The organism is Kingella pumchi, assembly GCF_022288825.1.
GTDB lineage: Bacteria > Pseudomonadota > Gammaproteobacteria > Burkholderiales > Neisseriaceae > Kingella_D > Kingella_D pumchi.
In genome coordinates this window covers 84,467-109,098 of sequence record NZ_JAKOOW010000022.1, presented here as the reverse complement: position 1 = coordinate 109,098, position 24,632 = coordinate 84,467, and the positions used below count along the sequence as shown (strand labels likewise).

The 24,632-nt window shown below is 60.4% G+C and carries 22 protein-coding genes; 11 read left to right on the top strand and 11 right to left on the bottom strand.

The genetic code is table 11. The features are described 5' to 3' along the window. Nucleotides 1–293: 293 nt before the first annotated feature. The 4 genes from MB824_RS05550 to clpX all read right to left on the bottom strand — a co-directional run bounded on the left by MB824_RS05550 (nucleotide 294) and on the right by clpX (nucleotide 4,345). Nucleotides 294–1,589 (bottom strand): N-acetylmuramoyl-L-alanine amidase, encoded by a 1,296-nt coding sequence (locus tag MB824_RS05550; protein WP_238746614.1) that lies wholly within the window; start codon nucleotides 1,587–1,589, stop codon nucleotides 294–296. After that, the gene (gene tsaE, locus MB824_RS05545; protein WP_238746635.1) at nucleotides 1,559–2,050 is read right to left on the bottom strand and encodes a tRNA (adenosine(37)-N6)-threonylcarbamoyltransferase complex ATPase subunit type 1 TsaE; all 492 of its coding nucleotides are present in this window, start codon (nucleotides 2,048–2,050) and stop codon (nucleotides 1,559–1,561) included. The genes MB824_RS05550 and tsaE overlap by 31 nt, the downstream gene beginning before the upstream one ends. Before the next feature lie 218 nt (nucleotides 2,051–2,268). Next, nucleotides 2,269–3,012, bottom strand: a complete 744-nt coding sequence (nfsA, locus tag MB824_RS05540; RefSeq protein WP_238746613.1) for an oxygen-insensitive NADPH nitroreductase — start codon at nucleotides 3,010–3,012, stop codon at nucleotides 2,269–2,271. Between the two features lie 70 nt (nucleotides 3,013–3,082). Then, entirely contained in the window at nucleotides 3,083–4,345 is a 1,263-nt protein-coding gene (gene clpX / locus MB824_RS05535) for an ATP-dependent Clp protease ATP-binding subunit ClpX (RefSeq protein WP_238746612.1), read from the bottom strand. Nucleotides 4,346–4,530: 185 nt separating this feature from the next. On the opposite strand from clpX, the gene rimI reads away from it, so the two are divergent. The 3 genes from rimI (at nucleotide 4,531) to MB824_RS05520 (ending at nucleotide 7,116) form a co-directional block, all read left to right on the top strand. Further along, nucleotides 4,531–4,983, top strand: a complete 453-nt coding sequence (rimI, locus tag MB824_RS05530) for a ribosomal protein S18-alanine N-acetyltransferase (RefSeq protein ID WP_407659225.1) — start codon at nucleotides 4,531–4,533, stop codon at nucleotides 4,981–4,983. Next, nucleotides 4,977–5,852, top strand: coding sequence for a uracil-DNA glycosylase family protein (locus tag MB824_RS05525; RefSeq protein WP_238746611.1), 876 nt, complete (start codon nucleotides 4,977–4,979; stop codon nucleotides 5,850–5,852). The genes rimI and MB824_RS05525 overlap by 7 nt, the downstream gene beginning before the upstream one ends. 85 nt (nucleotides 5,853–5,937) lie before the next feature. Further along, the gene (locus MB824_RS05520; protein WP_238746610.1) at nucleotides 5,938–7,116 is read left to right on the top strand and encodes a phosphoglycerate kinase; all 1,179 of its coding nucleotides are present in this window, start codon (nucleotides 5,938–5,940) and stop codon (nucleotides 7,114–7,116) included. 148 nt (nucleotides 7,117–7,264) lie between these two features. On the opposite strand, the gene MB824_RS05515 is transcribed toward MB824_RS05520, so the two are convergent. The 5 genes from MB824_RS05515 to yhbY form a co-directional block, all read right to left on the bottom strand. Beyond that, nucleotides 7,265–7,471 carry an ATP-dependent DNA helicase RuvA gene (locus tag MB824_RS05515; RefSeq protein WP_238746609.1) on the bottom strand — a complete coding sequence of 69 codons (207 nt, stop codon included), beginning with the start codon at nucleotides 7,469–7,471 and terminating at the stop codon, nucleotides 7,265–7,267. A 203-nt stretch (nucleotides 7,472–7,674) separates the two neighbouring features. Further along, nucleotides 7,675–9,939, bottom strand: coding sequence for a DNA internalization-related competence protein ComEC/Rec2 (locus tag MB824_RS05510; RefSeq protein ID WP_238746608.1), 2,265 nt, complete (start codon nucleotides 9,937–9,939; stop codon nucleotides 7,675–7,677). 89 nt (nucleotides 9,940–10,028) lie between these two features. Beyond that, complete coding sequence (locus MB824_RS05505; protein ID WP_238746607.1) at nucleotides 10,029–10,448, bottom strand: DUF2251 domain-containing protein; 420 nt, start codon at nucleotides 10,446–10,448, stop codon at nucleotides 10,029–10,031. 39 nt (nucleotides 10,449–10,487) lie between these two features. Continuing rightward, nucleotides 10,488–11,309, bottom strand: coding sequence for a posphoenolpyruvate synthetase regulatory kinase/phosphorylase PpsR (gene ppsR, locus MB824_RS05500; protein WP_238746606.1), 822 nt, complete (start codon nucleotides 11,307–11,309; stop codon nucleotides 10,488–10,490). A 116-nt stretch (nucleotides 11,310–11,425) separates the two neighbouring features. Then, on the bottom strand, nucleotides 11,426–11,716 hold the full coding sequence (yhbY, locus tag MB824_RS05495) for a ribosome assembly RNA-binding protein YhbY (protein WP_238746605.1): 291 nt from the start codon (nucleotides 11,714–11,716) through the stop codon (nucleotides 11,426–11,428). 290 nt (nucleotides 11,717–12,006) lie between these two features. Between yhbY and nrdB the strand changes: the two genes are divergently transcribed. The 7 genes from nrdB (at nucleotide 12,007) to MB824_RS05460 (ending at nucleotide 20,707) form a co-directional block, all read left to right on the top strand. Next, on the top strand, nucleotides 12,007–13,140 hold the full coding sequence (nrdB, locus tag MB824_RS05490; protein ID WP_238746631.1) for a class Ia ribonucleoside-diphosphate reductase subunit beta: 1,134 nt from the start codon (nucleotides 12,007–12,009) through the stop codon (nucleotides 13,138–13,140). A 128-nt stretch (nucleotides 13,141–13,268) separates the two neighbouring features. Then, a complete protein-coding gene (gene yfaE / locus MB824_RS05485) occupies nucleotides 13,269–13,592 on the top strand; it encodes a class I ribonucleotide reductase maintenance protein YfaE (protein ID WP_238746604.1) in 324 nt (107 codons plus the stop codon). A gap of 117 nt (nucleotides 13,593–13,709) precedes the next feature. After that, entirely contained in the window at nucleotides 13,710–15,485 is a 1,776-nt protein-coding gene (msbA, locus tag MB824_RS05480) for a lipid A export permease/ATP-binding protein MsbA (protein WP_238746602.1), read from the top strand. Between the two features lie 83 nt (nucleotides 15,486–15,568). Continuing rightward, on the top strand, nucleotides 15,569–16,345 hold the full coding sequence (locus MB824_RS05475; RefSeq protein ID WP_238746600.1) for a ferredoxin--NADP reductase: 777 nt from the start codon (nucleotides 15,569–15,571) through the stop codon (nucleotides 16,343–16,345). 86 nt (nucleotides 16,346–16,431) lie between these two features. Then, complete coding sequence (locus tag MB824_RS05470) at nucleotides 16,432–17,052, top strand: RlmE family RNA methyltransferase (RefSeq protein WP_238746599.1); 621 nt, start codon at nucleotides 16,432–16,434, stop codon at nucleotides 17,050–17,052. Between the two features lie 67 nt (nucleotides 17,053–17,119). After that, on the top strand, nucleotides 17,120–19,087 hold the full coding sequence (gene ftsH, locus MB824_RS05465; protein ID WP_238746598.1) for an ATP-dependent zinc metalloprotease FtsH: 1,968 nt from the start codon (nucleotides 17,120–17,122) through the stop codon (nucleotides 19,085–19,087). A gap of 231 nt (nucleotides 19,088–19,318) precedes the next feature. Continuing rightward, a complete protein-coding gene (locus MB824_RS05460; RefSeq protein WP_238746629.1) occupies nucleotides 19,319–20,707 on the top strand; it encodes a nucleobase:cation symporter-2 family protein in 1,389 nt (462 codons plus the stop codon). Nucleotides 20,708–20,785: 78 nt separating this feature from the next. On the opposite strand, the gene MB824_RS05455 is transcribed toward MB824_RS05460, so the two are convergent. Both MB824_RS05455 and glyA read right to left on the bottom strand, forming a co-directional pair. Next, nucleotides 20,786–21,589, bottom strand: coding sequence for a tetratricopeptide repeat protein (locus MB824_RS05455; RefSeq protein ID WP_238746597.1), 804 nt, complete (start codon nucleotides 21,587–21,589; stop codon nucleotides 20,786–20,788). A gap of 207 nt (nucleotides 21,590–21,796) precedes the next feature. Further along, nucleotides 21,797–23,047, bottom strand: a complete 1,251-nt coding sequence (gene glyA / locus MB824_RS05450) for a serine hydroxymethyltransferase (protein ID WP_238746596.1) — start codon at nucleotides 23,045–23,047, stop codon at nucleotides 21,797–21,799. Nucleotides 23,048–23,255: 208 nt separating this feature from the next. On the opposite strand from glyA, the gene MB824_RS05445 reads away from it, so the two are divergent. After that, complete coding sequence (locus MB824_RS05445; RefSeq protein WP_238746595.1) at nucleotides 23,256–24,500, top strand: RsmB/NOP family class I SAM-dependent RNA methyltransferase; 1,245 nt, start codon at nucleotides 23,256–23,258, stop codon at nucleotides 24,498–24,500. Nucleotides 24,501–24,632 lie beyond the last annotated feature (132 nt).

Genomic DNA, 24,632 nt, shown 5'->3' with positions numbered 1-24,632 from the left:
TGGCTGCCGTTGTCGCGGTAGCCCAGATGATCGAGCAGCTCGGTCAGGGCGTCAAAATGGCCGTGGACGTCGCCGATGATGTCGAGTTTGCCTGCAGGCAGGTTGTCGGTAAGCATGGGATGGGGAAACGGAAAGGGTTTTCAGGCTGCCTGATTGCACGGAAAAACAGCCTTTCAGGCTGCCTGAAAGGCTGTGCGGCGGGCTTGGGGGCGGTTTGCATTGGGTGTTGTCAGAAAGCGGTATTGGCTACTTTGCAGCGTAAAAGCCCCCGCAATACCAAATGTAAACAGCCCCTAGCCCAGCTTGGTTTTTTTCAGATACATCGATACGCCTTCGCTGATGCCGGCCGCCATTTTGCGGCGGAACGCGGTTTCGGACAACAGTTTTTCTTCGGTGGGATTGGACACAAAGGCCAGTTCGACCAAAATCGAGGGAATATCCAGCGAGCGCAAAACAACAAAATTGGCCTGCTCGACCCGCCCTTGGTGCAGGCGGTGGCGGCGGCCGAGCTGGCCGAGCACCAGATTGCCGAGACGGCGGCTGTCGTTGGCGGTCTGGCTTTGCAGCATATCGGTTAGCACGACATTGACTTCTTTATTTCGGTTTTGCGGCAGGCCGTCAACCAGATCGGCATCGTTTTCCTTTTCCGCCAGCTTGCGCACGGCTTCGCTGTTGGCCTGCCCCCACATAAAGACATCAATGCCGCTGGCCGCCTTGCTCAGGGCGGAATTGGTATGGATGGAAACAAACAGATCGGCTTTGGCCTGCCGCGCTTTCTGGCGCCGATCGCGCAGCTGGATAAACTGGTCGTCGTTGCGGGTAAGGAATACGCGGTAGCCCTGCGCTTCCAGCAGCTTCTGCGTTTCTTTGGCCACCGCCAGCACCACGTCTTTCTCGCGCACGCCGTTGGGACCGATGGCGCCGGTATCTTTGCCGCCGTGGCCGGGATCGAGCATGATGATTGGACGGCGCTTGCTGACCGGCTTGGCCGGCGCCGGCTCGGCGGGGGCGGCAGGCGCAACGCTATCGCGCTCTTTCGCCTTATCCTGGGCGGCGGGCGCGGCTTTGCGGCTGTGTTTTTGCGCCAGATCGCCGATGGGATCATCGGCTGCCGCAGCCGGCGCCGCAGCCGCGGCGGGAGCAACGGCAGGGGCAGGCGCGGCGGCATTAGGCGTCGTCAGTTCGACTTGCAGCAGGTGCTTTTGGCCGTCGGCCAGCGGGCTGTTGCTGACGGCAACCTGCGCCTTGCCGCGCAAATCGGCCACCAGCCGCACGGTGCGTTCGTCTTTTTTGCCGATGCGGATGCCGGCAATCAGCGGATCGTTGGCGCGAACCTGGCCGGCAAGCGCAGACAAAACCTTATTCGGTACAACGTCTTCAATATCGACCACCAGCCTGTTTGGCGTATCGAGCATAAAGTAGCGGTAGCGCACGCGGCCGGCGGTTTCGATGGCCAGACGGCTGCGGCCTTTGCCGCTGGTAAGCTTGGCGGACAGGATATCGGTAGCAGCAAACAGATTGCCGCTGAAACCCAGCAGCAAACCGCCGGCCGACCACATCAATAATCTGCGGCGACTGATGCCCGCCATAACTCCACTCCTTCTTCTGCCGCCGCACTCAAAGCCGACACCGAGCAGCGGCGGCCGCCTTCTTCGGTGCGCAAATCAAAAACGTAATCGGCCGCGGGCACAAACTCTCCGCCCTGCAAGGGCCATTCGATCAGACAAATGCTGTTGTCCGCAAACAAATCGTCCAAGCCCGCGTCTTCCCATTCCGACGGATCGGCAAAGCGGTACAAATCAAAATGGTGCAACACCCTTTCCTGTGGCAGGCGGTAGCTTTCCACCAGCGCGTAAGTCGGGCTTTTGACTGTGCCGCGGTGGCCGAAACCGTGCAGCAGGCCGCGGGTAAACGTGGTTTTGCCCGCGCCCAGATCGCCCTGCAGATACACCACGCAGGGCGCGCGCAGCAGCTGCGCCCAAGCGCCGCCCAAAGCAAGGGTGGCGGCTTCGTCGGGAAGAAAAACGCTGGGTGGCGGCAAATCGGCCATACGGGTTTCCATCGGTTTTTTGGTGCGGCTGCGACACCGGCATCGGTTTGTTTTTTGCCCGCGACACAAACAGCGGCGGGCGGGAAAACATATTTTCAGGCTGCCTGAAAGCCGGTTTTCATATTTTTCAGGCTGCCTTTGCGAAGCTAAAACGCCCAAACGGCTGTGCAAACGCTCTGCCCGCCTGACGGCATGGGCAGCGGCGGCGGGCAGCGAATTTATTTTTTGGCAAAACCCTGCTGCTGAAGAAACGGCAGCAGACCGGGGCGCACTTCGGTGCACAGATTGGCGCGGATTTGGTCTTGCCAGCTCAAATCGAGATTGCTGCGGTCTTTATAGTATTTTTTCACGACTTCGTCGTAAGCCGCCAGCTCGGCATCTTCAGCCTCACGGTAGCGGTTTTCGCTCATTACCACCTGCAGCGGCAAACGCGGACGCTGGCCGGGATCGTGGTCGGGATAACCCAGGCACATGCCCACCAGCGGCACCACGCCGTGCGGCACTTCGAGAATGCGCGCCAGCGTCGGCAAATCGTTGCGCAGGCTGCCGATAAACACGCCGCCCAAGCCGAGCGATTCGGCGGTCAGCAGCACGTTTTGCGCGAAAATGCCGGTATCGACGGCGCCAATCATCATCACTTCGATCCAATCGATCTGGGCATCGGGCGCCAGGCGCAGATGACGCGAAGCGTCGGCGCAGAACACCAGAAACTCGGCGCAGTTTTCCACATAATGGTGCCCCATCTTGCCTTTGTAGGCGTTGGCGCAGATTTCGCGGATGGCGGCGCGCTTGGCCGGATCGGTAACACGGATCACGCTCACCGCCTGCATATAGCTGGAGGTGGACACCATCTGGCCGGCGGTAATAATCTGCTCCAGCACGGCGGCGGGAATCGGGTCGGTTTTGAATTTGCGGATGGAACGGTGCGCGAGTGCGGTTTGCAGTGCGGCTTGGCTGTTCATGGATTACTCCTCTGGCGGATGGTAGGGAAAGATAAGGGCTGCGGCGGTTTTTTCAGGCTGCTTTTGGCTTTCAGGCTGCCTGTGCCGGCGGATTGATCTCGCTGCCGTCGGCGCGCAGCAGTTTGGGCATTTTGCCTTCTTCGATAACGCCTTTACCCACCACAACCTTGTTCACATCCTTCCAGTCCGGCAGGTGGTACATGGTGTCAAGCAAGGCGCGTTCCATAATCGATCTCAGGCCGCGGGCGCCGGTTTTGCGCTCCATTGCCTGCCGCGCGATGGCCGACAGCGCTTCGGCGTCGATTTCCAATTCGGCGCCCTCCATCGCAAACAGGCTTTGGTATTGTTTGACCAGTGCGTTTTTCGGCTCGGTCAGGATATTGACCAGCGCCGCTTCGTCCAGTGCTTCGAGCGTGGCGATTACCGGCAGGCGGCCGATCAGCTCGGGAATCAGGCCGAATTTGATCAAATCTTCAGGTTCGACGGTTTCAAACAGTGCGCCGATATCGGCGTTTTCATCCTTACTGTGGACGGTGGCGCCGAAGCCGATGCCTCCTTTTTCGGTGCGCTGGCGGATGACTTTTTCCAAACCGGCAAAGGCGCCGCCGCAGATAAACAGGATATTGGTGGTATCAACATCGATAAACTGCTGGTTCGGATTGCGGCGCCCGCCCTGCGGCGGCACGCTGGCCACGGTGCCTTCGATCAGCTTCAGCAGCGCCTGCTGCACGCCCTCGCCCGATACGTCGCGGGTAATCGACGGGTTGTCGCTCTTGCGCGAGATTTTGTCGATTTCGTCGATATAAACAATGCCCTGCTGCGCTTTTTCCACGTCAAAATCGCATTTGCCCAAGAGCTTGGTGATGATTTGCTCGACATCCTCGCCGACATAGCCCGCTTCGGTAAGCGTGGTGGCGTCCGCCATCACAAAGGGTACGTTCAGCCGCCGCGCCAGACTTTGCGCCAGCAGGGTTTTGCCCGAGCCGGTGGGGCCGATCAGCAGAATATTGGATTTGGAGAGTTCGACATTGCCGGCGGACTTGGGTTGGCGCAGGCGTTTGTAATGGTTGTACACCGCCACCGCCAGCGATTTTTTCGCGCCCTGCTGGCCGATTACGTATTCGTCCAGCTGCGCCGTCAGCTCGGCGGGCGTCGGCAGGGCGCCGCCGGCAGCGGTGGCCGGCACGGCAGACTCGGTCTGCTCGCTGAGAATCAGATGGCTGCAGTCGAGCACGCATTCGTCGCAGATAAAGCCTTTTTCGCCTTCAATCAGGTGTTTGACTTCGTGTTCGGGCTTGCCGCAAAACGAGCAGTTACGGTCTTTTTTGTCCATTATCATTTTGTCCCATATCGGAATTTTGTTTTACGAACCGCCGCACGAAAGGCCGCGGCGCAAAGCGGGCGAGTATAAAGGCAGCCTGAAAAAAACTCAATCGCAGCACAGGCGCGCCGCCGCCCGCCGTTACAGGGTTTTCAGGCTGCCCCGGCCGCTGCCGCCTGCCCCTGATTTGGGCTATAATGCCGCCTTTTCAACCCGCCCCTGCCGCCATGTTTTCCCTGCGCCCCGCACTTGCCGACGATGCCGCCGCCCTGGCGGCTTTGGACTGCCTGTGCAACCCGAAACCGTGGTCTGCCGGCCAGTTTCAGGCTGCTTTGGATGAAGCGCACACCCAGGTGTGGCTGGCGGAAACGCCCGCCGGCTGCGCCGGCTTTATCGTTTGGCAGCAGCTGTTTGACGAAGCCGAACTGCATCTGATTGCCACCGCGCCGGCGCAGCGGCGGCAGGGCATCGCCACGGCGCTGCTGGCGCAGATGTTTCAGGCTGCCGGACTGCGGCGGGTGTTTCTCGAAGTGCGCGCCGGCAATCTGGCGGCGCAGGCGCTGTACCGCCGCCACGGTTTTGCCGATTTGGCTCGGCGGCGCGCTTATTACGGCGACGAAGACGCGCTGGTGATGGAGAAGCTATGTTAGACGCCCGCTATGTCCATCTGCACGAAGCCTTGGGACTGGGGCCGATGTGGCTGCCGGCGTCCGCCCGCATCAGGCAGCCTGAAAAGCCGGAAGCCGATGCCGGCGGCAACACCGATGCGCCGCAGCACCCAAGCAGCCTGAAAACCGCCGCGCACAAGGTTCAGGCTGCCGCCCCAACCCGTCCCGCCGCTGCCGCCCAGCATGCAGACGGTGCCGGCTTTGCCGAAACGCCGCCGGTGCCTGCCCGTACCCCGGCGCCCCGCGCCACCCGCGCCCCGCAAACAACTACCGCGCCCAACTCGCCGCGGCTGGCCGCCCTGCAGCGTGTCGGCAGCACCACGCTCGAGCCGGCACCGGCCGCCGCCGTCCAAGAAAGCCCAGCCGCCACGCCAACGGTCGAACACTATCTCGAACGCCTTGCCGGCCGCGTACCGGCCGCGCGGCTGATGGTGCTGAGCGTCTGCCCGTCGCCCGCCGATGTGGCCGCCCGCCGCCTGTTTAGCGGTGCCGAAGGCGAACTGCTCGATAAAATGCTCGCCGCCATCCGCCTGTCGCGCGAAGACAGCTATCTGAGCTGCTGGCTCAAAGGCCTGCCCGACTTCCGCCCGCAACCGGCCGCAGAAGACGTGGCCGCCGCCGCCGCCCGCGTGGATGCCGAGTTCCGCCTAAGCGGCGCCCGCGCGCTGCTGCTGATGGGGCGTTTTTTCGAGCGCGACGACGTGCGCGACCACCTGCAGCGCATCGCCCCCGACGTGCCGCATTTTTACATCGACCACCCGCAGCAGATGCTGCACAAGCCCCAGCTCAAACGCAAGGCTTGGGAAGGGTTGCAAAAACTTCAGGCTGCCCTTGAAATGCCCGCCGCCTAAACGGCACAGCACCCGTTTCAGGCAGCCTGAAACCAATTTTTCCGCCGGCTGCTGCCGGCTTTCGCCAGCTTACGAGGATTGAACCATGAAATTTCTGAAACTCAGCGAACAAAACGTTGCCGGCAAAACCGTGCTGATCCGCGCCGACCTGAACGTGCCGATCAAAGACGGCCGCATCAGCGACGACACCCGCATCCGCGCCTCGCTGCCCTCCATCCGCTACTGTCTCGACCGCGGCGCCGCGGTAATTGTGATGACCCATCTCGGCCGCCCGACCGAGGGCGAGTTCCACCCCGAAGACGACGTTACTCCCGTCGCCCGCCAGCTCGGCGCCCTGCTGGGCAAACAGGTGGCGGTGCTCAAAGACTGGCGCGACAGCCCGCCCAAACTCCACGCCGGCGAAATCGCCATGCTGCAAAACGTGCGCATCAACCCCGGCGAAAAGAAAAATGACCCCGCGCTGGGCAAAGCCTATGCAGCGCTGGCCGACGTGTTCGTCAACGACGCCTTCGGCACCGCCCACCGCGCCCAGGCGTCCACCGAAGCGGTTGCCGCCGCCGCACCGCTGGCGCTGGCCGGCATCCTGCTGGCCGACGAATTGGACGCGCTGGGCAAAGCGCTGCGCGACCCCGCCCGCCCGCTGGTGGCGATTGTTGCCGGCAGCAAGGTTTCGACCAAACTCACGGTGCTGGAAAACCTGGCCGACAAAGTCGATCAGCTGATCGTTGGCGGCGGCATCGCCAACACCTTTTTGCTGGCGCAGGGCAAAAACATCGGCAAATCGCTGGCCGAGCCCGATTTGGTTGACGAAGCGAAAAAAATCATCGCCAAAATGGCGGCCAAAGGCGGCGCGGTACCGCTGCCCACCGATGTGGTCTGCGCCAAAGAATTTGCCGCAGACGCCGCAGCCGAAACCAAATCCATCGACGACGTGGCCGACGACGACATGATTCTCGACATCGGCCCGCAATCGGCCGCCGTGCTCGCAGACATCATAAAAAAAGCCGGCACCGTGGTATGGAACGGCCCGGTGGGCGTGTTTGAATTCGACCAATTCGCCGACGGCACCAAAGTGCTGGCCAAAGCCATTGCCGACAGCAGCGCCTTCTCGATTGCCGGCGGCGGCGACACGCTGGCGGCCGTCGCCAAATACGGCATCGGCGAACAGGTCGGCTACATCTCCACCGGCGGCGGCGCCTTCCTCGAGTTTCTCGAAGGCAAAGAACTGCCCGCCGTCGCCGCGCTGGCACGCTTTGCCGACTAAAGGCAGCCTGAAAGCCTAAAAACCGGCTTTCAGGCTGCTTTGGAGAGTTTCTCTAGACAGCGAAAACCAAATCCGCCGCATAAAAAGCAGCCTGAAAACGTGTCAAACGCTTTTCAGGCTGCTTTTTGTATATTACCAACGGCGGCGGTTAGAAGCCGGACATTTCGCGGTTGAGTTTGGCGGCTATGTCGTCCACCAGACCCATCACTTCAAAAAAAGTATCGCCCTCGCTGCCGAGCATGACGATGGTGGTGGTGTCGGGATTTTCGTTTTTCGGTTCCAAACGCAGAATCTGGTTGGTATTCACAAAGATGCGGTGTCCGTGAACATTGACTAATTCGGTTAAAGCAGCCATGGCTGTGCCTCTCGGATGACGGTGTTGGTCGGATTTGTGCAAAAAGTGCGCGATGATATATTTTTTGCCCTGTCTGCGCAAGTAAAAACATTGATTAAACCCATAAAAGCAAAGATAAAAACCGGAAAAGTGTCGCAAAAATGCCGCCGGCTTTTTTCAGGCTGCATTTTGGCTGCGGGCAGCCTGAAAAACCGAGTTTTGACTCAAGGCGCCGGCGGCGGCGAAAAAGGCTTGCTCTGCCACCATGCGCCGCGCGGTTGCGGGGCAGCCTGAAAGCCGTCCGGCCGGATGTCCAGACTGATGGCGCCCTGGGTGTCGGTGCGCAGCAGGCGGATGCGGTGGGCGCGCAGGCGCAGCTGTACTTCGGGGTGCGGGTGTTTGAAGGAATTGGCAAAACCGCTGCTGGCCACGGCAAGCTCGGGGGCGACGGTGTTGAGAAAGGCGCTGCCGCTGGCGTGGCGGCTGCCGTGGTGGCCGAGCACCAGAATCTGGCTGTGGATATCGCTGCCGTAGCGCTGCAGCAGCGCCTCTTCGCCCTTAAAGCCCAAGTCGCCGGTAATCATCAGCGCCTGCGTGCCGTACACCGCGCGCAGCACGCAGCTGGCGTCGTTGTCTTCGCCTTTTTGCGGCGGCGGGGTAACAAACTCGAACAGCACGCCGTCGGCCTGCCAGCGGACGCCGTCGCGGCAGTAGCGCGCCTGCGGGTAGAACTCGGGCTGCCCCGCCCACAGCGCTCCGACGGCAAACTGCCGCGCCAGCGCGGGATAACCGCCGTCGTGGTCGTTGTCGTGGTGGGAGAGCACCAGCGTGTCGATGCGGCGCACGCCGTGCGCGTGCAGCACCGGCAGCAGCGTCTGGCCGGAAGCTGGAGTTCCGGTGTCGAACAGCAGCGTGTGCGACGGCGTTTGCAGCAGCACCGCTAAACCCTGGCCGACATCGACGATTTCGGCTTTCAGGCTGCCTGAAGGCGGCGGACGGTAGGCGAAAAACATCACCAGCAGCGCCAAAGCCGCCGGCCGCAGGCGCAGGCCGCGCGGCAGCAGCCACAGCAGCGCGGCGCCGAGCGCCAGCACAAACAGCGGCAGCGGCGCGGCGGCAAAACCGTATTCCGGCAGCCGCCCGCCCAGCCACAGCAGCAGCGCAACCGTCTGCTCAGCCAGCCAGGCGGCGGCGGTGCGCAGGCTGTCAAACGGCAGCGCCGAAGCGGCCAGCGCCAGCGGCACCAGCAGCCACGAGAAAAACGGAATCGCCAGGGCGTTGACCGGCGCGCTGAAGGGCGGCAGCGTGCCAAAGAGCCGCACCGTTGCCAGCGCGCCCAGCAGCATTGCCGCCCATTGTCCGGCCACCGCCTGCTTCAGCGCCGCCCAACGGCCGTGTTCGGGCAGCCTGAAAGCCAGCACCCACATCAGCGCTGCCACCAGCCCGAACGACAGCCAGAACCCCGGCGCCAGCACCGAAGCGGGCTGGTAGAGCAGCACCGCCGTCAGCGCCGCCCACCACACCTGCCAGCCGCTCAAGCTGCCGCGCCACGCCCAGGCGGCGGTAAACACCGTGAGCATAATCAGGCTGCGCAGTGCCGGAATCTCAAAGCCAGCCAAACCGGTATAAAACGCCGCGGCCGCCAGCCCCGCCGCCGACTGCCACACACGCGGCCGCGCGGGCAGGCGCGGCAGCAGCCGCAGCAGCTGTTTGAACAGCCAGCCGGCCAGCACGCCGACCATGCTGATGTGCAGACCGGAAATGCTGATTAGATGATTGATGCCCAGCGGGCGGAACGCTGCCCATACCTGCGGCGGCAGGCCGGAGCCGTCGCCCACCGCCAGCGCCGCCATCAGCGCCGCGCCGCGCGGATAATCGTCTGCCTGACGCCAGTTGCGGCTGGCCGCCAAACGCATGCGGTTGAAACCCCATGCCGCGCCGCTGCGCGTTTCAGGCAGCCTGAAACGCTGCGAGCCGGCCGATGCCAGACCATCGATGCCGTTGGCCAGCGCCCAGCCTTCGCGGTCGAAGCCGACCGGATTGCGCGCCCCCAGCGGCGCCCGCACCCGCGCCCGAAGCTGCCACACTTCGCCCGGCAGCCATTCGCGGCGGGCATAGTCCTGAAACAGCAGCGTGTAGGCGCGGCCGTCGTCGGTGATGGCGCGGGCGGTGAAGCGGGTGCGGCCGCTCTCGTCGCGCTGCGGCAGGCCGGTGATTTCGACGCGCAGCAAAACGGCCTGCGGATAAATCTCCGCAGGCCAGCGTTGCGCGAGCGCGTAATCGGTGCGCGCCAAAGCGTAAATGCAGCCTGAAAGCGCCGCCGCCAGGCAGCAGGCAGCCTGAAAACTGCCGCCGCCGCGCCGCCGGCGCCATAAAGCCAGCGCCAGCGCGGCGGCCAGCGCACCCAGCCACAGCCACCATGCGCCGTGCCGCGGCAGAAACAGCGCGGTGGCCAATCCGAAACACAGGGCGGGCAGAATCAGGGGCATGGCGGGATAGGGCTTGAACAGTTGGGAACAGTCGGAAAGTCAAAAGGCAGCCTGAAAACCATCCGGTGTGTTTTCAGGCTGCCTGCGGTCTATGCCGGGTCGGCGGCTTCTTCGTACCAGCGGCGCACCAGCTCGTCTTCCAGCAGGGCGCGCTGCCAGATACTGCCGGCGGCCGGTTCGGGAAAACCGCTGCGGTTCAAGCCGAAACGTCCGGCAAAATCAAGGGCGGCATGCGGATAGCCGTTGATAAACAGCACGGCAATCTCCTGATTGTGGTGCCAGCAGATTTGCGCTTGGCACGGCAGATGGCTGTCGCTGACATCGGCAACATTGTAAATATGCAGGGCTTCGGCAATCGGTTGTTCGTTGCGGGTATCCAGCGCGTAGAAATAGGCGGTTTGTCCGTCGTCTTCAAATACCGCCGCATAATGCGGCGACAAGGGCGATTCGGCGAACACTTGGGTTTCCCGCCCGACGGTAAATTCTGCTTCCGAAACCAGATAAAGCATGGCGGCATCCTTTCAGAACCATTTCAGAACAAACCGCCGTCAGAACCGGCGCTTCAGATGGCAGGCCTGGATAATCGACACCGCCAGCTCTTCCACCGATTTGTGGGTGGTGTTGGTAAAGGGCAGGTTGTGGCGGCGGAACATCGCCTGCGCGTCGGCCACTTCGCTGCGGCAGGTGGCCAGCGCGGCATAGCGCGAATCGGGGCGGCGCTCTTGGCGGATGTCGTGCAGGCGCTCGGCTTCGATGGTCAGGCCGAAGAGCTTGTGCTTGTGGTTTTTCACCATGCGCGGCAAATCGGTGCTGTCCAAGTCTTCCGGCGTCAGCGGATAATTGGCGGCGCGGATGCCGTATTGCAGCGCCAGATACAGGCAGGTGGGGGTTTTGCCGCTGCGTGAGACGCCCATCAGGATCACGTCGGCTTCTTCCAGGTTTTTGTCGGAAACGCCGTCGTCATGGTTGAGGGCGAAATTGACCGCTTCCATGCGTGCGTCGTAACGCTCGGTGTTCTGGGCGCGGCTGACCACCGAATGGCGGGCGCGCATGCCCAATTCGTCTTCCAACTGGCCGAGAAAGGCGTCGAAAAAGCTCAGGTGCAGGCCGGCGCTGGTTTTGACGATGGTGCGGATTTCATCATTCACGATGCTGGAAAACACCAGCGGCCGCACTTCGTGCTCTTCGGCGGTGCGGTTGATAATCTGCACCAGCGCGCGGGCTTTGTCGGGGGTATCGACAAAGGGATAGGTGGCGCGCTTGAATTTCAGGCCGTTAAACTGCTCGAGCAGGGCGTCGCCCATGTTTTCGGAAGTGATGCCGGTGCGGTCGGAAACGAAAAACGCGGGGCGGCGGATGGGGCTGTTCATGCAATCTCCAATTAAACGGGACGGGCAGCCTGAAAGCCGTCTGCTGCTTTTCAGGCTGCCTTGCGGATGGGAAACGGATGAAAAAGGCTTTTCAGGCTGCCGGAAGCGGCTGCGCTTTAGTTGTCTTCTGCCGGCGGCTCGCGGTAGAGCACCAAGAGTTTGCCGATGTGCTGCACCAGCTGGGCGCCGAGTTCGCGGCACAGGGTGTCGGCGATGGCGGTGCGCTCTTCGCGCTCGTCGCCGAATACGCGCACCTTGATCAGGCCGTGGGCGTTTAGGGCGCTGTCGGTTTCGCGCAGCACCGCTTCGGTCAGCCCTTTTTGGCCGACCATCACCACCGGGTTCAGGCTCTGGGCGCGGGCGCGCATTTCGATAATTTGCTGTTTGCTAAGCGTGTCGGAAGTCATTTTGGATTTTGGACGGGATGTTTGCTGGAAAGCGGGCATTGTACGCGAAAAACCGGCTTTCAGGCTGCCTGAAAATGGCGGCGGCCAGCGGTTTTTCTGTTCGACATATTCCATCCAGTATATAAGGCTATTAGCGCTGGAGATTGAAGGCAGTTTGGGCTAGAATCGCCCCCCGCCCGCCGGCAGCGCCGCACGCGGAGCAAAACACAAACCATTATCCGAAAACGATTTACCGCCGCACATTGGCGGCCCAACCAAGGAAATCCGCCATGTCCTGCGAACATCTCGTGATGCAATACAGCACTTTCAGCAAAGAACCCAACGACGCGCTCAAAGAGCCGATGTTTTTCGGCCAGCCGGTCAATGTGGCGCGCTACGACCAGCAGCGCTACGAAATCTTTGAAAAGCTGATTGAAAAGCAGATTTCCTTTTTCTGGCGTCCCGAAGAAATCGACGTTTCGCGCGACCGCATCGACTACGCCAACCTGCCCAACCACGAAAAACACATCTTTATCAGCAATCTGAAATACCAAACCCTGCTCGATTCCATCCAGGGGCGCAGCCCCAACGTCGGCTTTCTGCCGCTGGTGTCGCTACCCGAATTGGAAACCTGGATTGAAACCTGGGCGTTTTTCGAAACCATCCACTCGCGCAGCTACACCCACATTATCCGCAATATCGTCAACGACCCTTCCGTGGTGTTCGACGACATCGTGCAAAACGAATACATCATCGCCCGCGCCGAAGACATCGCCTGCTATTACGACGATCTGATCGAATACACCCAGTATTACAACCTGCTGGGCGCGGGCGAGCACCAGATCAACGGCAAAACCGTATCGGTGTCGCTGTATGAGTTGAAGAAAAAACTCTATCTGTGCCTGATGTGCGTCAATGTGCTCGAAGCCATCCGCTTTTATGTGTCCTTCGCCTGCTCCTTTGCCTTTGCCGAGCGCGAGCTGATGGAAGGCAACGCCAAAATCATCAAGCTCATCGCCCGCGACGAAGCGCTGCACCTGACCAGCACCCAGCACATGCTCAACCTGATGCGCAGCGGCGCCGACGATCCCGATATGGCGCAGATTGCCGTCGAATTGCAGGACGAATGCTTCGAGCTGTTCAAAAAAGCCGCCGAGCAGGAAAAAGAATGGGCCGAATATCTGTTTAAAGACGGCTCGATGATCGGCCTGAACAAAGACATACTGTGCCAGTACGTCGAATACATCACCAACCACCGCATGCTCGCCGTCGGCCTGCCGGCGGCCTTCCCCGCATCCACCCAAAACCCGATTCCGTGGATCAACGCCTGGCTCTCTTCCGACAACGTGCAGGTGGCGCCGCAGGAAGTGGAGATTTCGTCCTACCTGATCGGCCAGATCGACGCCGAAGTCAATGCCGACGATTTGGGCGGTTTCGAGCTGTAAACAGACTTTCAGGCTGCCGCAAAAGTAGCCTGAAAACGCAAAAGCAGCCCGAAAACCGAAAGCAGCCTGAAAAATCCGCAACCCAAAACACACACCGTCCGCAGCCGTTTCAGGCTGCTTTGCACATCATGCCCCGCATCACCACCGCCGACACCAGTTTCGAGCTGCAGGAAGGCGAAACCCTGCTCGACGCGCTGGAGCGCACCGGCCACGAAGCCGAATACCAGTGCCGCAGCGGCTATTGCGGCTCCTGCCGCGTTAAGCTGCTCTCCGGCAGCGTTAGCTACGACAGCATGCCGATGGCCTTTGTGCAGCCCGGCGAAATCCTGCCCTGCTGCTGCCGTGTTAAAGAAGACATCAGCATCGACAGCCGCCTGCGCCGCAGCGAACCCGACCTTTTCGATTACGAGCAGCAGCTTTTTACCGATACTGATGCCGGCGATACGGCCTGAATCCTTTTCAGGCTGCCTGAAAGCCCCGAACGAAAGCCGCCCCGCCGCCGGCGTTTGTGAAGCCTGCCCTTTTCGCTTACAATCGCGCCCTTTCTCCGTTTCCCCAGTCTTTGCCCTATGCAGTCCGTTTCCGCCTGGACACTCTACCGGCGTTTGTCCGTTTATCTGAAAAAATACCTGGGTATTTTTTCGCTGTCCGTGCTGTCGATGATTGTGGTGGCGGTTACTTCGCCGCTGTTTGCCTATCTGATCAAACCGCTGATCAACGAAGGCTTCGTCGCCAAAAACATGGCGATGATGACCTGGCTGCCCGCCGCCATCGTCGGCCTGTTTCTGCTGCGCGGCATTTTCAACTTCATCAACGAATACACCACCAGCTATATTTCCGGCCATCTGGTTGAAACCATGCGCCGCGAACTGTTTGGCAAAATACTCCGGCTGCCCAACAGCTATTTCGGCGCCAATAACAGCGGCCGACTGGTTTCGCGCGTGCTGAGCGATGCCAACCAGATTTCCGAAGCCGGTTTCAACGCCATTACCGTGGTTGCCAAAGACGGCGTCAGCGTTGTCGGCCTACTGGGCTATCTGATGTATCTGGACTGGAAACTGACGCTGATTACCTTTGCCGTGCTGCCGGTGGTGGCGCTGTGCGTGCGCCTGGTGAGCAAACGGCTGCGCAAGCTCTCACACGAGAGCCAGCGTCTGATGGGCGTGATTACCCAGATTCTCAACGAAAGCGTTATCGGCACCCGCGTCATCAAAATCTACGGCGGCCAGCACTATGAAGAGAGCCGCTTTGCCAATGCCGCCAGCGCCGTGCGCCGCAACGGTGTCAAGCAAACCGCCGCGTCTTCGGTTAGCTCCGCCGTCACCCAGCTGCTGGTGGCCACCGCGCTGGCGGTGATTCTCTATTTCGCCGCCTATCAGGCGCGCAGCAACAATTTCAGCGCCGGCGACTTTATGTCTTTTCTCACCGCCATGATTATGATGTTCGACCCCATCAAACGCCTGACCGGCGTGGTACAGTCGATGCAGCACGGCTTGGCGGCGGCGCAGAGCGTTTTCGATTTCCTCGACGAACCCGAAGAAGAAGACAAAGGCGTAAAAACCCTGCCTGCCGAGCCGGGCGATATTGAGTTTGTCGGCCTGACCCACCGCTACGACGGTGCCGAGCGCAACAGCCTCAACGGCGTCAACCTGCACATTCCCGCCGGCAAAGTATATGCGCTGGTCGGCGCTTCAGGCTGCGGCAAGACCACGCTGGTCAATATGCTGCCGCGCTTTTTCGATCCTAGCGGCGGCGAAGTGCGCATCGGCGGCGAAAACATCCGCAATCTGAGCCTGCAGTCGCTGCGCGAGCGCATGGCGCTGGTCAGCCAGGATGTGGTTTTGTTTAACGGCACGGTGGCAGAAAACATCGCCTACGGCGCCTGCCACAACGCTTCGCGCGAAGACATTATTCAGGCTGCCCGCGCCGCCAATGCCTGGGAATTTATCGAAAACATGCCGCAGGGGCTCGACACCCAGATCGGCGAACACGGCATCAAACTTTCCGGCGGCCAGCGCCAGCGCCTTGCCATTGCCCGCGCCCTGCTGAAAAACGCGCCGATCCTGATTCTGGACGAAGCCACCAGCGCACTCGACAACGAATCCGAGCGCCTGGTTCAGGCTGCTTTGGACCGCCTGATGGCCGACCGCACTACCATCGTCGTCGCCCACCGCCTATCAACCATCGAAAACGCCGATCGCATCATCGTGATGCACGAAGGCCGCATCGACGAAGAAGGCACGCACCGCGAGCTACTAGCCAAAGGCGGCCGCTACGCCCACCTGAGCAAAATGCAGTTTAAAGACCAAAAAAACGAACACCAACCGCAGCCTGAAAACCCATAAGCGCCGCACAGGCAGCCTGAAAAGCGTTTTCAGGCTGCCTCAAAGCCGCCCCCTCATCCCAATCAACCTTCAGAAAGACCGCCATGGCCGCATTCAATACCCAGAAAGTCCTCTCCGTCCACCACTGGACCGACGCCTACTTCACCTTCACCTGCACCCGCGACGAATCGCTGCGCTTTGAAAACGGCCAGTTCGTCATGGTCGGCCTGATGGTGGACGGCAAACCGCTGATGCGCGCATACAGCGTTGCCAGCGCCAACTACGAAGAACACCTCGAATTTTTCAGCATCAAAGTGCCCGACGGCCCGCTCACCAGCCGCCTGCAGCATCTGAAAGTCGGCGACGACGTACTGATCAGCAAAAAACCCACCGGCACTCTGGTCGCCGGCGATTTGAACCCCGGCAAACACCTGTATCTCTTGTCCACCGGCACCGGCATCGCCCCCTTCTTGGCGGTAACCAAAGACCCCGACATCTACGAGATGTTTGAAAAAGTGATCCTGGTGCACGGCGTGCGCTACCAAAAAGATTTGGCCTACTACGAGCGCTTCACCCAAGAATTGCCCAACGACGAATACCTCGGCGAAATGGTGCGCGACAAACTCATCTACTACCCCATCGTTTCGCGCGAAGAATTCAAACACACCGGCCGCCTGACCGACCTGATGCGCTCGGGCAAACTCTTTGAAGACATCGGCCTGCCGAAAATCAACGCGCAGGACGACCGCGCCATGCTGTGCGGCAGCCCGGCCATGCTCAAAGACACCCGCCAGGTGCTTAACGACTTCGGCCTGGTCGAATCGCCCAAAGTCGGTGTACGCGGCGATTTTCTGATCGAGCGTGCGTTTGTCGACCAGTAAACCCGCCCCGCTCTTTCCCGCAATGTTTTTCAGGCTGCCTGAAAGCCGTTCAGGCAGCCTGAAAGCATGATTTGAAGCACACTCCTATGGCACAACGTTCCAAATCCTCCAAAGCCTGGCTGCACGAGCATGTGAACGACCATTACGTCCACATGGCCAAAAAAGACGGCTACCGCGCCCGTGCCGCATACAAGCTGCTGGAAATCAACGAAAAAGACAAAATCATCAAACCCGGCACGGTGCTGGCCGACTTGGGCAGCGCGCCGGGAAGCTGGTCGCAGGTGGCAGCCAAGCTGGCGGGCAATACCGGCAAGGTGTTCGCCCTCGACATCCTGCCTATGGAGCCGATAGCCGGCGTCGATTTTATCCAGGGTGATTTTCGCGAAAGCACCGTGCTGACTGAGTTTGAGCAGCTTTTGGCCGGCCGGCCGCTCGACCTTGTAATTTGCGATATGGCGCCCAATATGGCGGGCAATGCCGTGATCGACCAAACGCGCAGCATCTATCTGTGCGAACTGGCATTGGACTTTGCCGCCGAACATCTGAAACCCGGCGGCACGTTTTTGGTCAAAGTGTTTCAGGGAAGCGGTTTTCAGGAGTTTCAAGCTGCCATGAAGTCGGTATTTGCCGCCGTGGCCACGCGCAAGCCCGAAGCCTCGCGCAACCGCTCGAACGAGATTTACCTTTTGGGCAGAAATAAACGCTGACAAGGGTTTTGCCCTGTTTTACAATCCGTCCCCTTTATTTGAATCTTTTTAACAGGAGTTTGTTTCTGTGCGGATCGACCTAAAAAACCTCTTGCTGTGGGGCATTTTGCTGCTGGCCGTATTTTTCGGCCTGCAAAACATGATGAAAAACGGCAGCGGCGGCACCCAGCAAATCGAGTATTCGCAATTTATCCAGCAGGTCAAAAGCGGCGACATCGACAATGTGAGCCTTGAAGGCTCGCCCGCCGGCTATGTGATCAAAGGCCAGCGCAAAGACAGCGAAAAATCGTCCTTTGTTACCAACGCGCCGCTGGACGACAAACTGGTGCAGACACTGACCGACAACAAAGTCCGTTTCAAAGTCATCCACGAAGAAAAACCCGGCTTTCTCAGCAGCCTGCTGGTGAGCTGGCTGCCGCTGTTGCTGCTGGTGGGCGTGTTTTTCTACTTTATGCGCGCCCAAAGCGGCGGCGGCAAAGGCGGTGCGTTTTCCTTCGGCAAAAGCCGCGCCCGCCTGCTGGATAAAGACGCCAACGTCGTAACCTTTGCCGATGTGGCCGGCTGCGACGAAGCCAAAGAAGAAGTGCAGGAAATCGTCGATTACCTCAAAGCGCCCAACCGCTACCAGAGCCTCGGCGGCCGCGTGCCGCACGGCATCTTGCTCGCCGGCAGCCCCGGCACCGGCAAAACCCTGCTGGCCAAAGCGATTGCCGGCGAAGCGGGCGTACCGTTTTTCAGCATTTCCGGCTCGGATTTCGTTGAAATGTTCGTCGGCGTCGGCGCCAGCCGCGTGCGCGATATGTTCGAGCAGGCCAAGAAAAACGCCCCCTGCATCATCTTTATCGACGAAATCGACGCCGTCGGCCGCCAGCGTGGCGCCGGACTCGGCGGCGGCAACGACGAGCGCGAGCAAACCCTCAACCAGCTCTTGGTGGAAATGGACGGCTTTAACAGCGACGAAACCGTGATCGTCGTAGCCGCCACCAACCGCCCCGACGTGCTCGATCCCGCCCTGCAGCGCCCCGGCCGCTTCGACCGCCAGGTCATCGTGCCGCTGCCCGATATCCGCGGTCGCGAGCAGATTTTGAAAGTCCACGCCAAAAAAATACCGCTCGACGCATCCGTCGATTTGGTCGCCTTAGCGCGCGGCACCCCCGGCTTTTCCGGCGCCGATTTGGCTAATCTGGTCAACGAAGCCGCCCTGTTTGCCGGCCGCCGCAACAAAATCAAGGTCGATCAGAGCGACTTTGAAGACGCCAAAGACAAAATCTACATGGGCCCCGAGCGCCGCAGCATGGTGATGCACGAAGACGAAAAACGCGCCACCGCCTACCACGAATCCGGCCACGCCATCGTTGCCGAAAGCCTGGAAGGCACCGACCCCGTGCACAAAGTTACCATCATGCCGCGCGGCCGTGCGCTGGGTCTGACCTGGCAGCTGCCCGAGCGCGACCGCATCAGCATGTACAAAGACCAGATGCTCAACCAGATTTCGATCCTGTTTGGCGGGCGCATTGCCGAAGACCTGTTTGTCGGCCGCATTTCCACCGGCGCATCCAACGACTTCGAGCGCGCCACCCACATGGCACGCGAAATGGTTACCCGCTACGGCATGAGCGAAAAAATGGGCGTGATGGTCTATGCCGAAAACGAAAGCGAAGTCTTCCTCGGCCGCAGCATCACCCGCTCGCAAAACATCTCCGAGAAAACCCAGCAGGAAGTCGATGCCGAAGTGCGCCGCATTCTCGACGAGCAATACGCCATCGCCTACAAAATTCTCGACGAGAACCGCGACAAAATGGAAACCATGACCCGCGCGCTGATGGAATGGGAAACCATCGACCGCGACCAGGTCATCGAAATCATGGCAGGCAAACAGCCCAGCCCGCCCAAGGACTACAGCCACAACCTGCGCGAAAACCAAAGCGCCCCCGCCGCAGCAGAGCAGCCTGAAAACGCCCAAGCGGCAGAAGGCAGCTTCAGTCTTGACAAAGAAACCGGCAGCAGCCGGCCGGACGCAGACACCGCGCAATAAAACCGCGCCCCAAGCCCAAAACGCTTGGGGCGTTTTTTTATCCGTTTTTCAGGCAGCCTGAAAGCGATAAGGGCTTGCCGCGAAAGTTTCAGGCAGCCTGAAAACCTGCGGCAGCCCTTGCCCCCCAAGCAGCCTGAAAACCCCCTGCCCCGCTTTCAGGCTGCCTTTATCCGCAGCCGCAAACAGCGTTACAATCGCGCCCCTTTAACACACACGAACAGGAAAAACATCATGGCCGATGCCGATCTTCATGCCGCTGCCGAAGCGGATTTGGTTTACCGCTTGGAAGACAAACCGCCCTTTGCCAAATCGCTGCTTTCCGCCGTTACCCACCTTTTAGCGATTTTCGTGCCAATGGTTACGCCGGCGCTGATTGTCGGCAAGGCACTCAATCTGCCGGCGGAAATGACCGCCTATCTGGTGTCGATGGCGATGGTTGCCTCCGGCATCGGCACCTTTTTGCAGGTCAGCCGTTTCGGGCCGCTGGGCTCGGGGCTGCTGTCGATCCAGTCGGTAAACTTTTCCTTTGTCGGCGTGATGATTTCGTTGGGCTTGGGCATGAAAGCGGGCGGCGTGGACGAAAACGCGATGGTCTCAACCCTGCTGGGCGTTTCCTTTGCCGGCGCCTTTCTGGTGTGCGGCGCGGCCTGGCTGCTGCCCTATCTGAAGCGGGTGATCACGCCCACGGTCAGCGGCGTGGTGGTGCTGCTGATCGGCCTGAGCCTGATCGATGTGGGCATCACCGATTTTGGCGGCGGCTTCCACACCAAAGGCAGCGACGCTTTCGGCTCGCTGCAAAACATCGGCCTGGCCGCGTTCGTGCTGGTGGTGGTGCTGCTGTTTAACTGCATGCGCAACCCGTTTTTACGCATGAGTGGCATCGCCGTCGGCCTGGTTGCCGGCTATCTGGCGGCGCTGGCGATGGGCATGGTTGATTTTTCGCCGCTGCACAACACCCCGCTCTTTACCGTGCCGGTACCGTTCAAATACGGTTTCGCCTTCGATTGGAGCGCGTTTTGGGTGGCGGCGGTGATTTACCTTTTGAGCGTGTTTGAAGCGGTAGGCGATCTGACCGCCACCGCAATGGTGTCCGGCCAGCCCTACGAAGGCGATGCCTTCCAAAGCCGCCTGCGCGGCGGCGTGTTTGCCGACGGACTGGTATCGGTTATCGCCACCGCGCTCGGCTCGCTGCCGCTGACCACCTTTGCGCAAAACAACGGCGTTATCCAGATGACCGGCGTCGCCTCGCGCCACATCGGCCGCTACATCGCCGCCATTTTGGTGCTGGCCGGACTCTTCCCCGCCGTCGGCCGCCTGTTCACCACCATCCCCTCACCGGTGCTCGGCGGCGCGATGGTGCTGATGTTCGGCCTGATCGCCATCGCCGGTGTGCGCATCATTATGACCCACGGCATCAACCGCCGCGAAGCCGTCATTGCCGCCACCGCCGTCGGCATCGGCCTGGGCGTCGCCTTCGAGCCCGAAGTGTTCAAAACCCTGCCCGAAGTGTTCCGCAACGCCATCGCCGCCGGCGGCATCACCGCCGTGCTGCTCAACCTGATCCTGCCGCGCGATGCGCAGGACAAGCCGGTATATCTGAGCGAAAACGAGGGCAAATAAACAGGCAGCCTGAAATCAATTCTCCGCAACCCAAAAGCAGCCTGAAAACCATTATCCAGTTTTTCAGGCTGCCTCAATTTAACGAATGCCGCTGTTTTTTAATTTTTGTAGATTTTTGCGGGCGAGTTCTTTGGCTACAGCATTCTTTGGTGTATCAGGCTGTGCCAATATTTTTTGCCACCAGAATTTGGCTTGTTGCAGATTTTTCGCTACACCAACTCCTTCTGCATACATCATGGCTAAATTGTGCTGTGCCCCAGTATCTCCCTGTTGTGCCGCTTTTTCCCACCATGCTGCCGCCTGTTTGTCGTCCTGCGCCACGCCGCGACCCTCCGCATACATCATGCCCAAATTGACTTGAGCCCGAACATCGCCTTGTTGCGCCGCCTTTTGATACCACGCCACGGCTTGTTTATTGTTTTGTGGCACACCGCGACCGTGAACATGCATCAAACCCAAATTGTATTGCGCGTCAGCATTGCCCTGATTGGCTGCTTTTTGAAACCAAGCAAAGGCTTGTTGATAATCCTGCGCCACGCCTGTTCCGTTGTAATACATATTGCCCAAATTAAATTGCGCCAAAGCAAATCCTTGCTGCGCCGCCTTTTGATACCACGCCACGGCTTGCTTATCGTTTTGCGCCACGCCCAGACCGTTTTCATACATCAAGCCCAATTTGTTTTGTGAGCTGACATTACCCTGCTGGGCAAGCGGTTGCAATAAGCGAAAGGCTTGCTGGTAATTGCCTGCTTCAAAAGCGGCATTGGCTTGTTGAAATTTTGTTTCGTTGTTGTCCGCACAAGCGGGCGCGGCGCAAGCCAACAGCAATGCTGCCAACGCGGCATTGAACGGTTTGAGAAATTTACGGGTAGGGGCAGACATTATTTGCTCGTTTCTTTTGATAAAAAATCAGGCGGCATTTTGCCGCCATTGGGTTAAACAATAGGCTTATTGCCAAGCACGGCGGATTGTAACCGTTGCTTTACACTGTGTTCAATAATCGTAAAAAAGGTGCTTGGAAGACAAAAAAGCAGCCTGAAAACGGAATTTCCCATTTTCAGGCTGCCTTTATCTATCCGAGCAATTCAATCACGCGCCGTAAACCGGATTTTTATCGCACAGCGCTTTGACCTTTTCGGCGACGCGCGCGAGGTTGGCTTCGTCGTCGGGATTGTCGAGCACGTCGGCAACGAGGTTGGCGAGTGCGCGGGCATCGGCTTCGTTAAAGCCGCGTGTGGTAATCGCCGAAGTGCCGACGCGGATGCCGCTGGTTACGAAGGGTTTTTCCGGGTCGTTGGGAATGGCGTTTTTGTTAATGGTGATGTGCGCCTTGCCTAAGGCTTCTTCGGCGGCTTTGCCGGTGATGTTTTTCGGGCGCAGATCGACCAAAAACAGATGGCTTTCGGTGCGGCCGGTTACAATGCGCAGACCGCGTTTGACCAGCTCTTCGGCCATTGCTTGGGCGTTGGCTTTCACCTGTTTGGCGTAGGTTTTGAACTCGGGTTTCAGCGCTTCTTTAAAGGCCACGGCTTTGGCGGCGATCACGTGCATCAGCGGGCCGCCTTGCAGGCTGGGGAAAATCGCCGAGTTGAGCGCTTTTTCGTGGGTGGTGTCGCGGCAGAGAATCACGCCACCGCGCGGGCCGCGCAGGGTTTTGTGGGTAGTGGTGGTAACAAAATCGGCGTGCGGCACGGGGTTGGGATACTCGCCGGCGGCAATCAGGCCGGCGTAGTGCGCCATATCGACGAATAAATACGCACCCACTTTGTCGGCAATCTGGCGGAAACGCGCCCAGTCGATTTCCAGCGCGTAGGCCGATGCGCCGGCCACAATCATTTTCGGCTTGTGTTCGAGCGCGAGGCGTTCGACTTCGTCGTAGTCCAAAATTTCGTCTTCGTTCAAACCGTAGGCCACCACGTTATAGAGTTTGCCGGAAATATTGACGCTCGCGCCGTGGGTCAGGTGGCCGCCGTGGGCAAGGCTCATGCCTAAAATGGTGTCGCCGGGTTTGAGCACGGAAGTGTACACAGCCTGGTTGGCCTGCGAGCCGGAATGCGGCTGCACGTTGGCATAGGCGGCGCCGAAAAGTTTTTTCACACGGTCGATGGCCAGCTGCTCGGCCACGTCCACGTGTTCGCAGCCGCCGTAATAGCGTTTGCCGGGATAGCCTTCGGCGTATTTGTTGGTAAGCTGGCTGCCCTGCGCTTCCATCACGGCGGGGCTGACGTAGTTTTCCGAGGCAATCAGCTCGACATGGTCTTGCTGGCGCTGGTTTTCGGCGGCGATGGCGGCGGCGAGTTCGGGGTCGAATTTTTCGATGGTCAGACTTTTGGAAAACATATTTTTCTCCTGTTTGGGCGGATAGTCGGAAGCGCAGCGCCGCAGCGGCTGCGCGGGCATTGTAACCGAGTTTGCCGCCATCAGGCAGCCGCGCGCATATTTGCCGCCGCAGGCAGCCTGAAAAGCGCTTTCAGGCTGCCTGAAAAACGTGCGCCCGCCTCCGAATCGGCTACAATGCCGCCCTTTGCCCGCCGCGCCTGTTTCCCTTATGACACCCGCCCGCCTTGCCCATACCGCCGCCGTCCTTGCCGAAGTGCTTGCTTTCGAGCGCCCGGCCGATGCCCTGCTGGCCGCCTATTGGCGCCGCCATCCCAAACTCGGCCGCCAAGACCGGCACCGCATTGCCGAAACCGTTTTCGCCGCGTTGCGCCATTACCAGAAAATCCTCACCCTGCTGCCCGATGCCCCCCGCCAAACCCGCGCCGCTGCCCTGCTGGCGCTGCATTTTGGCGGCGAAGATGCCGCCGCGCTGGCCGACGAAACCGAGCGCGAACTACTCACCCGCGCCGCCCAAACCGATTTTTCAGGCTGCCTGAACACCGCATCCGAGCTGCCGCAATGGCTGACCGACACCCTGCGCGCAGGCGGCTGGGACGACGCGCGCATACTGGCTTTCGGCCGCAGCAGCGCCCAAAGCGCACCGCTCGATTTGCGCGTCAACACCCTTAAAGCGCGGCGCAGCAAAATCCTACCGCAACTGCAGGCCGAGTTTGCCGGCACCGCCGCCACGCCCTACGCGCCGTACGGCATCCGCATCGGCGGCAAACCGTCGCTGGCCGGCCATCCGCTGTTTGCCGGCGGCGCGCTCGAAGTCCAAGACGAAGGCAGCCAGCTGCTGGCGCTGCTGCTCGGCGCCCGCCGCGGCGAAACCGTAGTCGATTTCTGCGCCGGCGCCGGCGGCAAAACCCTCGCCATCGGCGCCCAAATGGCCGGCAGCGGCCGCATCTACGCCTTTGACACCGCCGAAAAACGCCTCGCCAACATCAAACCGCGGCTCGAGCGCGCCGGCCTCACCAACGTCCGCGTCGAGCGCATCGCCCACGAACACGACGCCCGACTGCAGCGCCTGGCCGGCAAAGCCGACCGCGTGCTGGTCGATGCCCCCTGCTCCGGCATGGGCACCCTGCGCCGCCAGCCCGACCTCAAATACCGCCACAACCCCGACAGCGTGGCCGAACTCGTCCGCCTGCAGCAGTCGGTGCTCGCCGCCGCCGCACAGCTGGTACGCCCCGGCGGCCGGCTGGTATATGCCACCTGCAGCGTGCTGCCCGCCGAAAACGCCGCCCAAGCCGCCGCCTTTCTCGCCGCCCACCCCGATTTTGCCGAACTCGATGCTGCCGACATCCTGCGCGCCCAAAAAATCCCGCTCGACACCGGCCGCTTTTTGGAGCTGGACACCGGCCGCCACGGCACCGACGGCTTTTTCGCCGCCGTTATGGAACGCCGCCGGTAAAGCGTTTGCGCCAGTCAAAGAACGAAAGCAGCCTGAAAAGTTTTAGCTTCGCAGGCTGCTTTTGCTTGGTAGCTTGTCGATCAGGCAGGGGGTTTGATTCGTTGTTGTGGTGCACGGTGTGCACCCTACGCC

Coding starts and splice junctions, on each gene's coding strand:
- MB824_RS05510 (WP_238746608.1), bottom strand. CDS start 9,939: ATGCCCCTGATTCTGCCCGCCCTGTGTTTCGGATTGGCCACCGCGCTG.
- MB824_RS05525 (WP_238746611.1), top strand. CDS start 4,977: ATGTTAGACGCCCGCTATGTCCATCTGCACGAAGCCTTGGGACTGGGG.
- ppsR (WP_238746606.1), bottom strand. CDS start 11,309: ATGAACAGCCCCATCCGCCGCCCCGCGTTTTTCGTTTCCGACCGCACC.
- rimI (WP_407659225.1), top strand. CDS start 4,531: ATGCCGCCTTTTCAACCCGCCCCTGCCGCCATGTTTTCCCTGCGCCCC.
- MB824_RS05445 (WP_238746595.1), top strand. CDS start 23,256: ATGACACCCGCCCGCCTTGCCCATACCGCCGCCGTCCTTGCCGAAGTG.
- MB824_RS05470 (WP_238746599.1), top strand. CDS start 16,432: ATGGCACAACGTTCCAAATCCTCCAAAGCCTGGCTGCACGAGCATGTG.
- yhbY (WP_238746605.1), bottom strand. CDS start 11,716: ATGACTTCCGACACGCTTAGCAAACAGCAAATTATCGAAATGCGCGCC.
- clpX (WP_238746612.1), bottom strand. CDS start 4,345: ATGGACAAAAAAGACCGTAACTGCTCGTTTTGCGGCAAGCCCGAACAC.
- MB824_RS05460 (WP_238746629.1), top strand. CDS start 19,319: ATGGCCGATGCCGATCTTCATGCCGCTGCCGAAGCGGATTTGGTTTAC.
- MB824_RS05475 (WP_238746600.1), top strand. CDS start 15,569: ATGGCCGCATTCAATACCCAGAAAGTCCTCTCCGTCCACCACTGGACC.
- tsaE (WP_238746635.1), bottom strand. CDS start 2,050: ATGGCCGATTTGCCGCCACCCAGCGTTTTTCTTCCCGACGAAGCCGCC.
- MB824_RS05505 (WP_238746607.1), bottom strand. CDS start 10,448: ATGCTTTATCTGGTTTCGGAAGCAGAATTTACCGTCGGGCGGGAAACC.
- MB824_RS05550 (WP_238746614.1), bottom strand. CDS start 1,589: ATGGCGGGCATCAGTCGCCGCAGATTATTGATGTGGTCGGCCGGCGGT.
- nrdB (WP_238746631.1), top strand. CDS start 12,007: ATGCAATACAGCACTTTCAGCAAAGAACCCAACGACGCGCTCAAAGAG.
- MB824_RS05520 (WP_238746610.1), top strand. CDS start 5,938: ATGAAATTTCTGAAACTCAGCGAACAAAACGTTGCCGGCAAAACCGTG.
- MB824_RS05455 (WP_238746597.1), bottom strand. CDS start 21,589: ATGTCTGCCCCTACCCGTAAATTTCTCAAACCGTTCAATGCCGCGTTG.
- glyA (WP_238746596.1), bottom strand. CDS start 23,047: ATGTTTTCCAAAAGTCTGACCATCGAAAAATTCGACCCCGAACTCGCC.
- nfsA (WP_238746613.1), bottom strand. CDS start 3,012: ATGAACAGCCAAGCCGCACTGCAAACCGCACTCGCGCACCGTTCCATC.
- msbA (WP_238746602.1), top strand. CDS start 13,710: ATGCAGTCCGTTTCCGCCTGGACACTCTACCGGCGTTTGTCCGTTTAT.
- MB824_RS05515 (WP_238746609.1), bottom strand. CDS start 7,471: ATGGCTGCTTTAACCGAATTAGTCAATGTTCACGGACACCGCATCTTT.
- yfaE (WP_238746604.1), top strand. CDS start 13,269: ATGCCCCGCATCACCACCGCCGACACCAGTTTCGAGCTGCAGGAAGGC.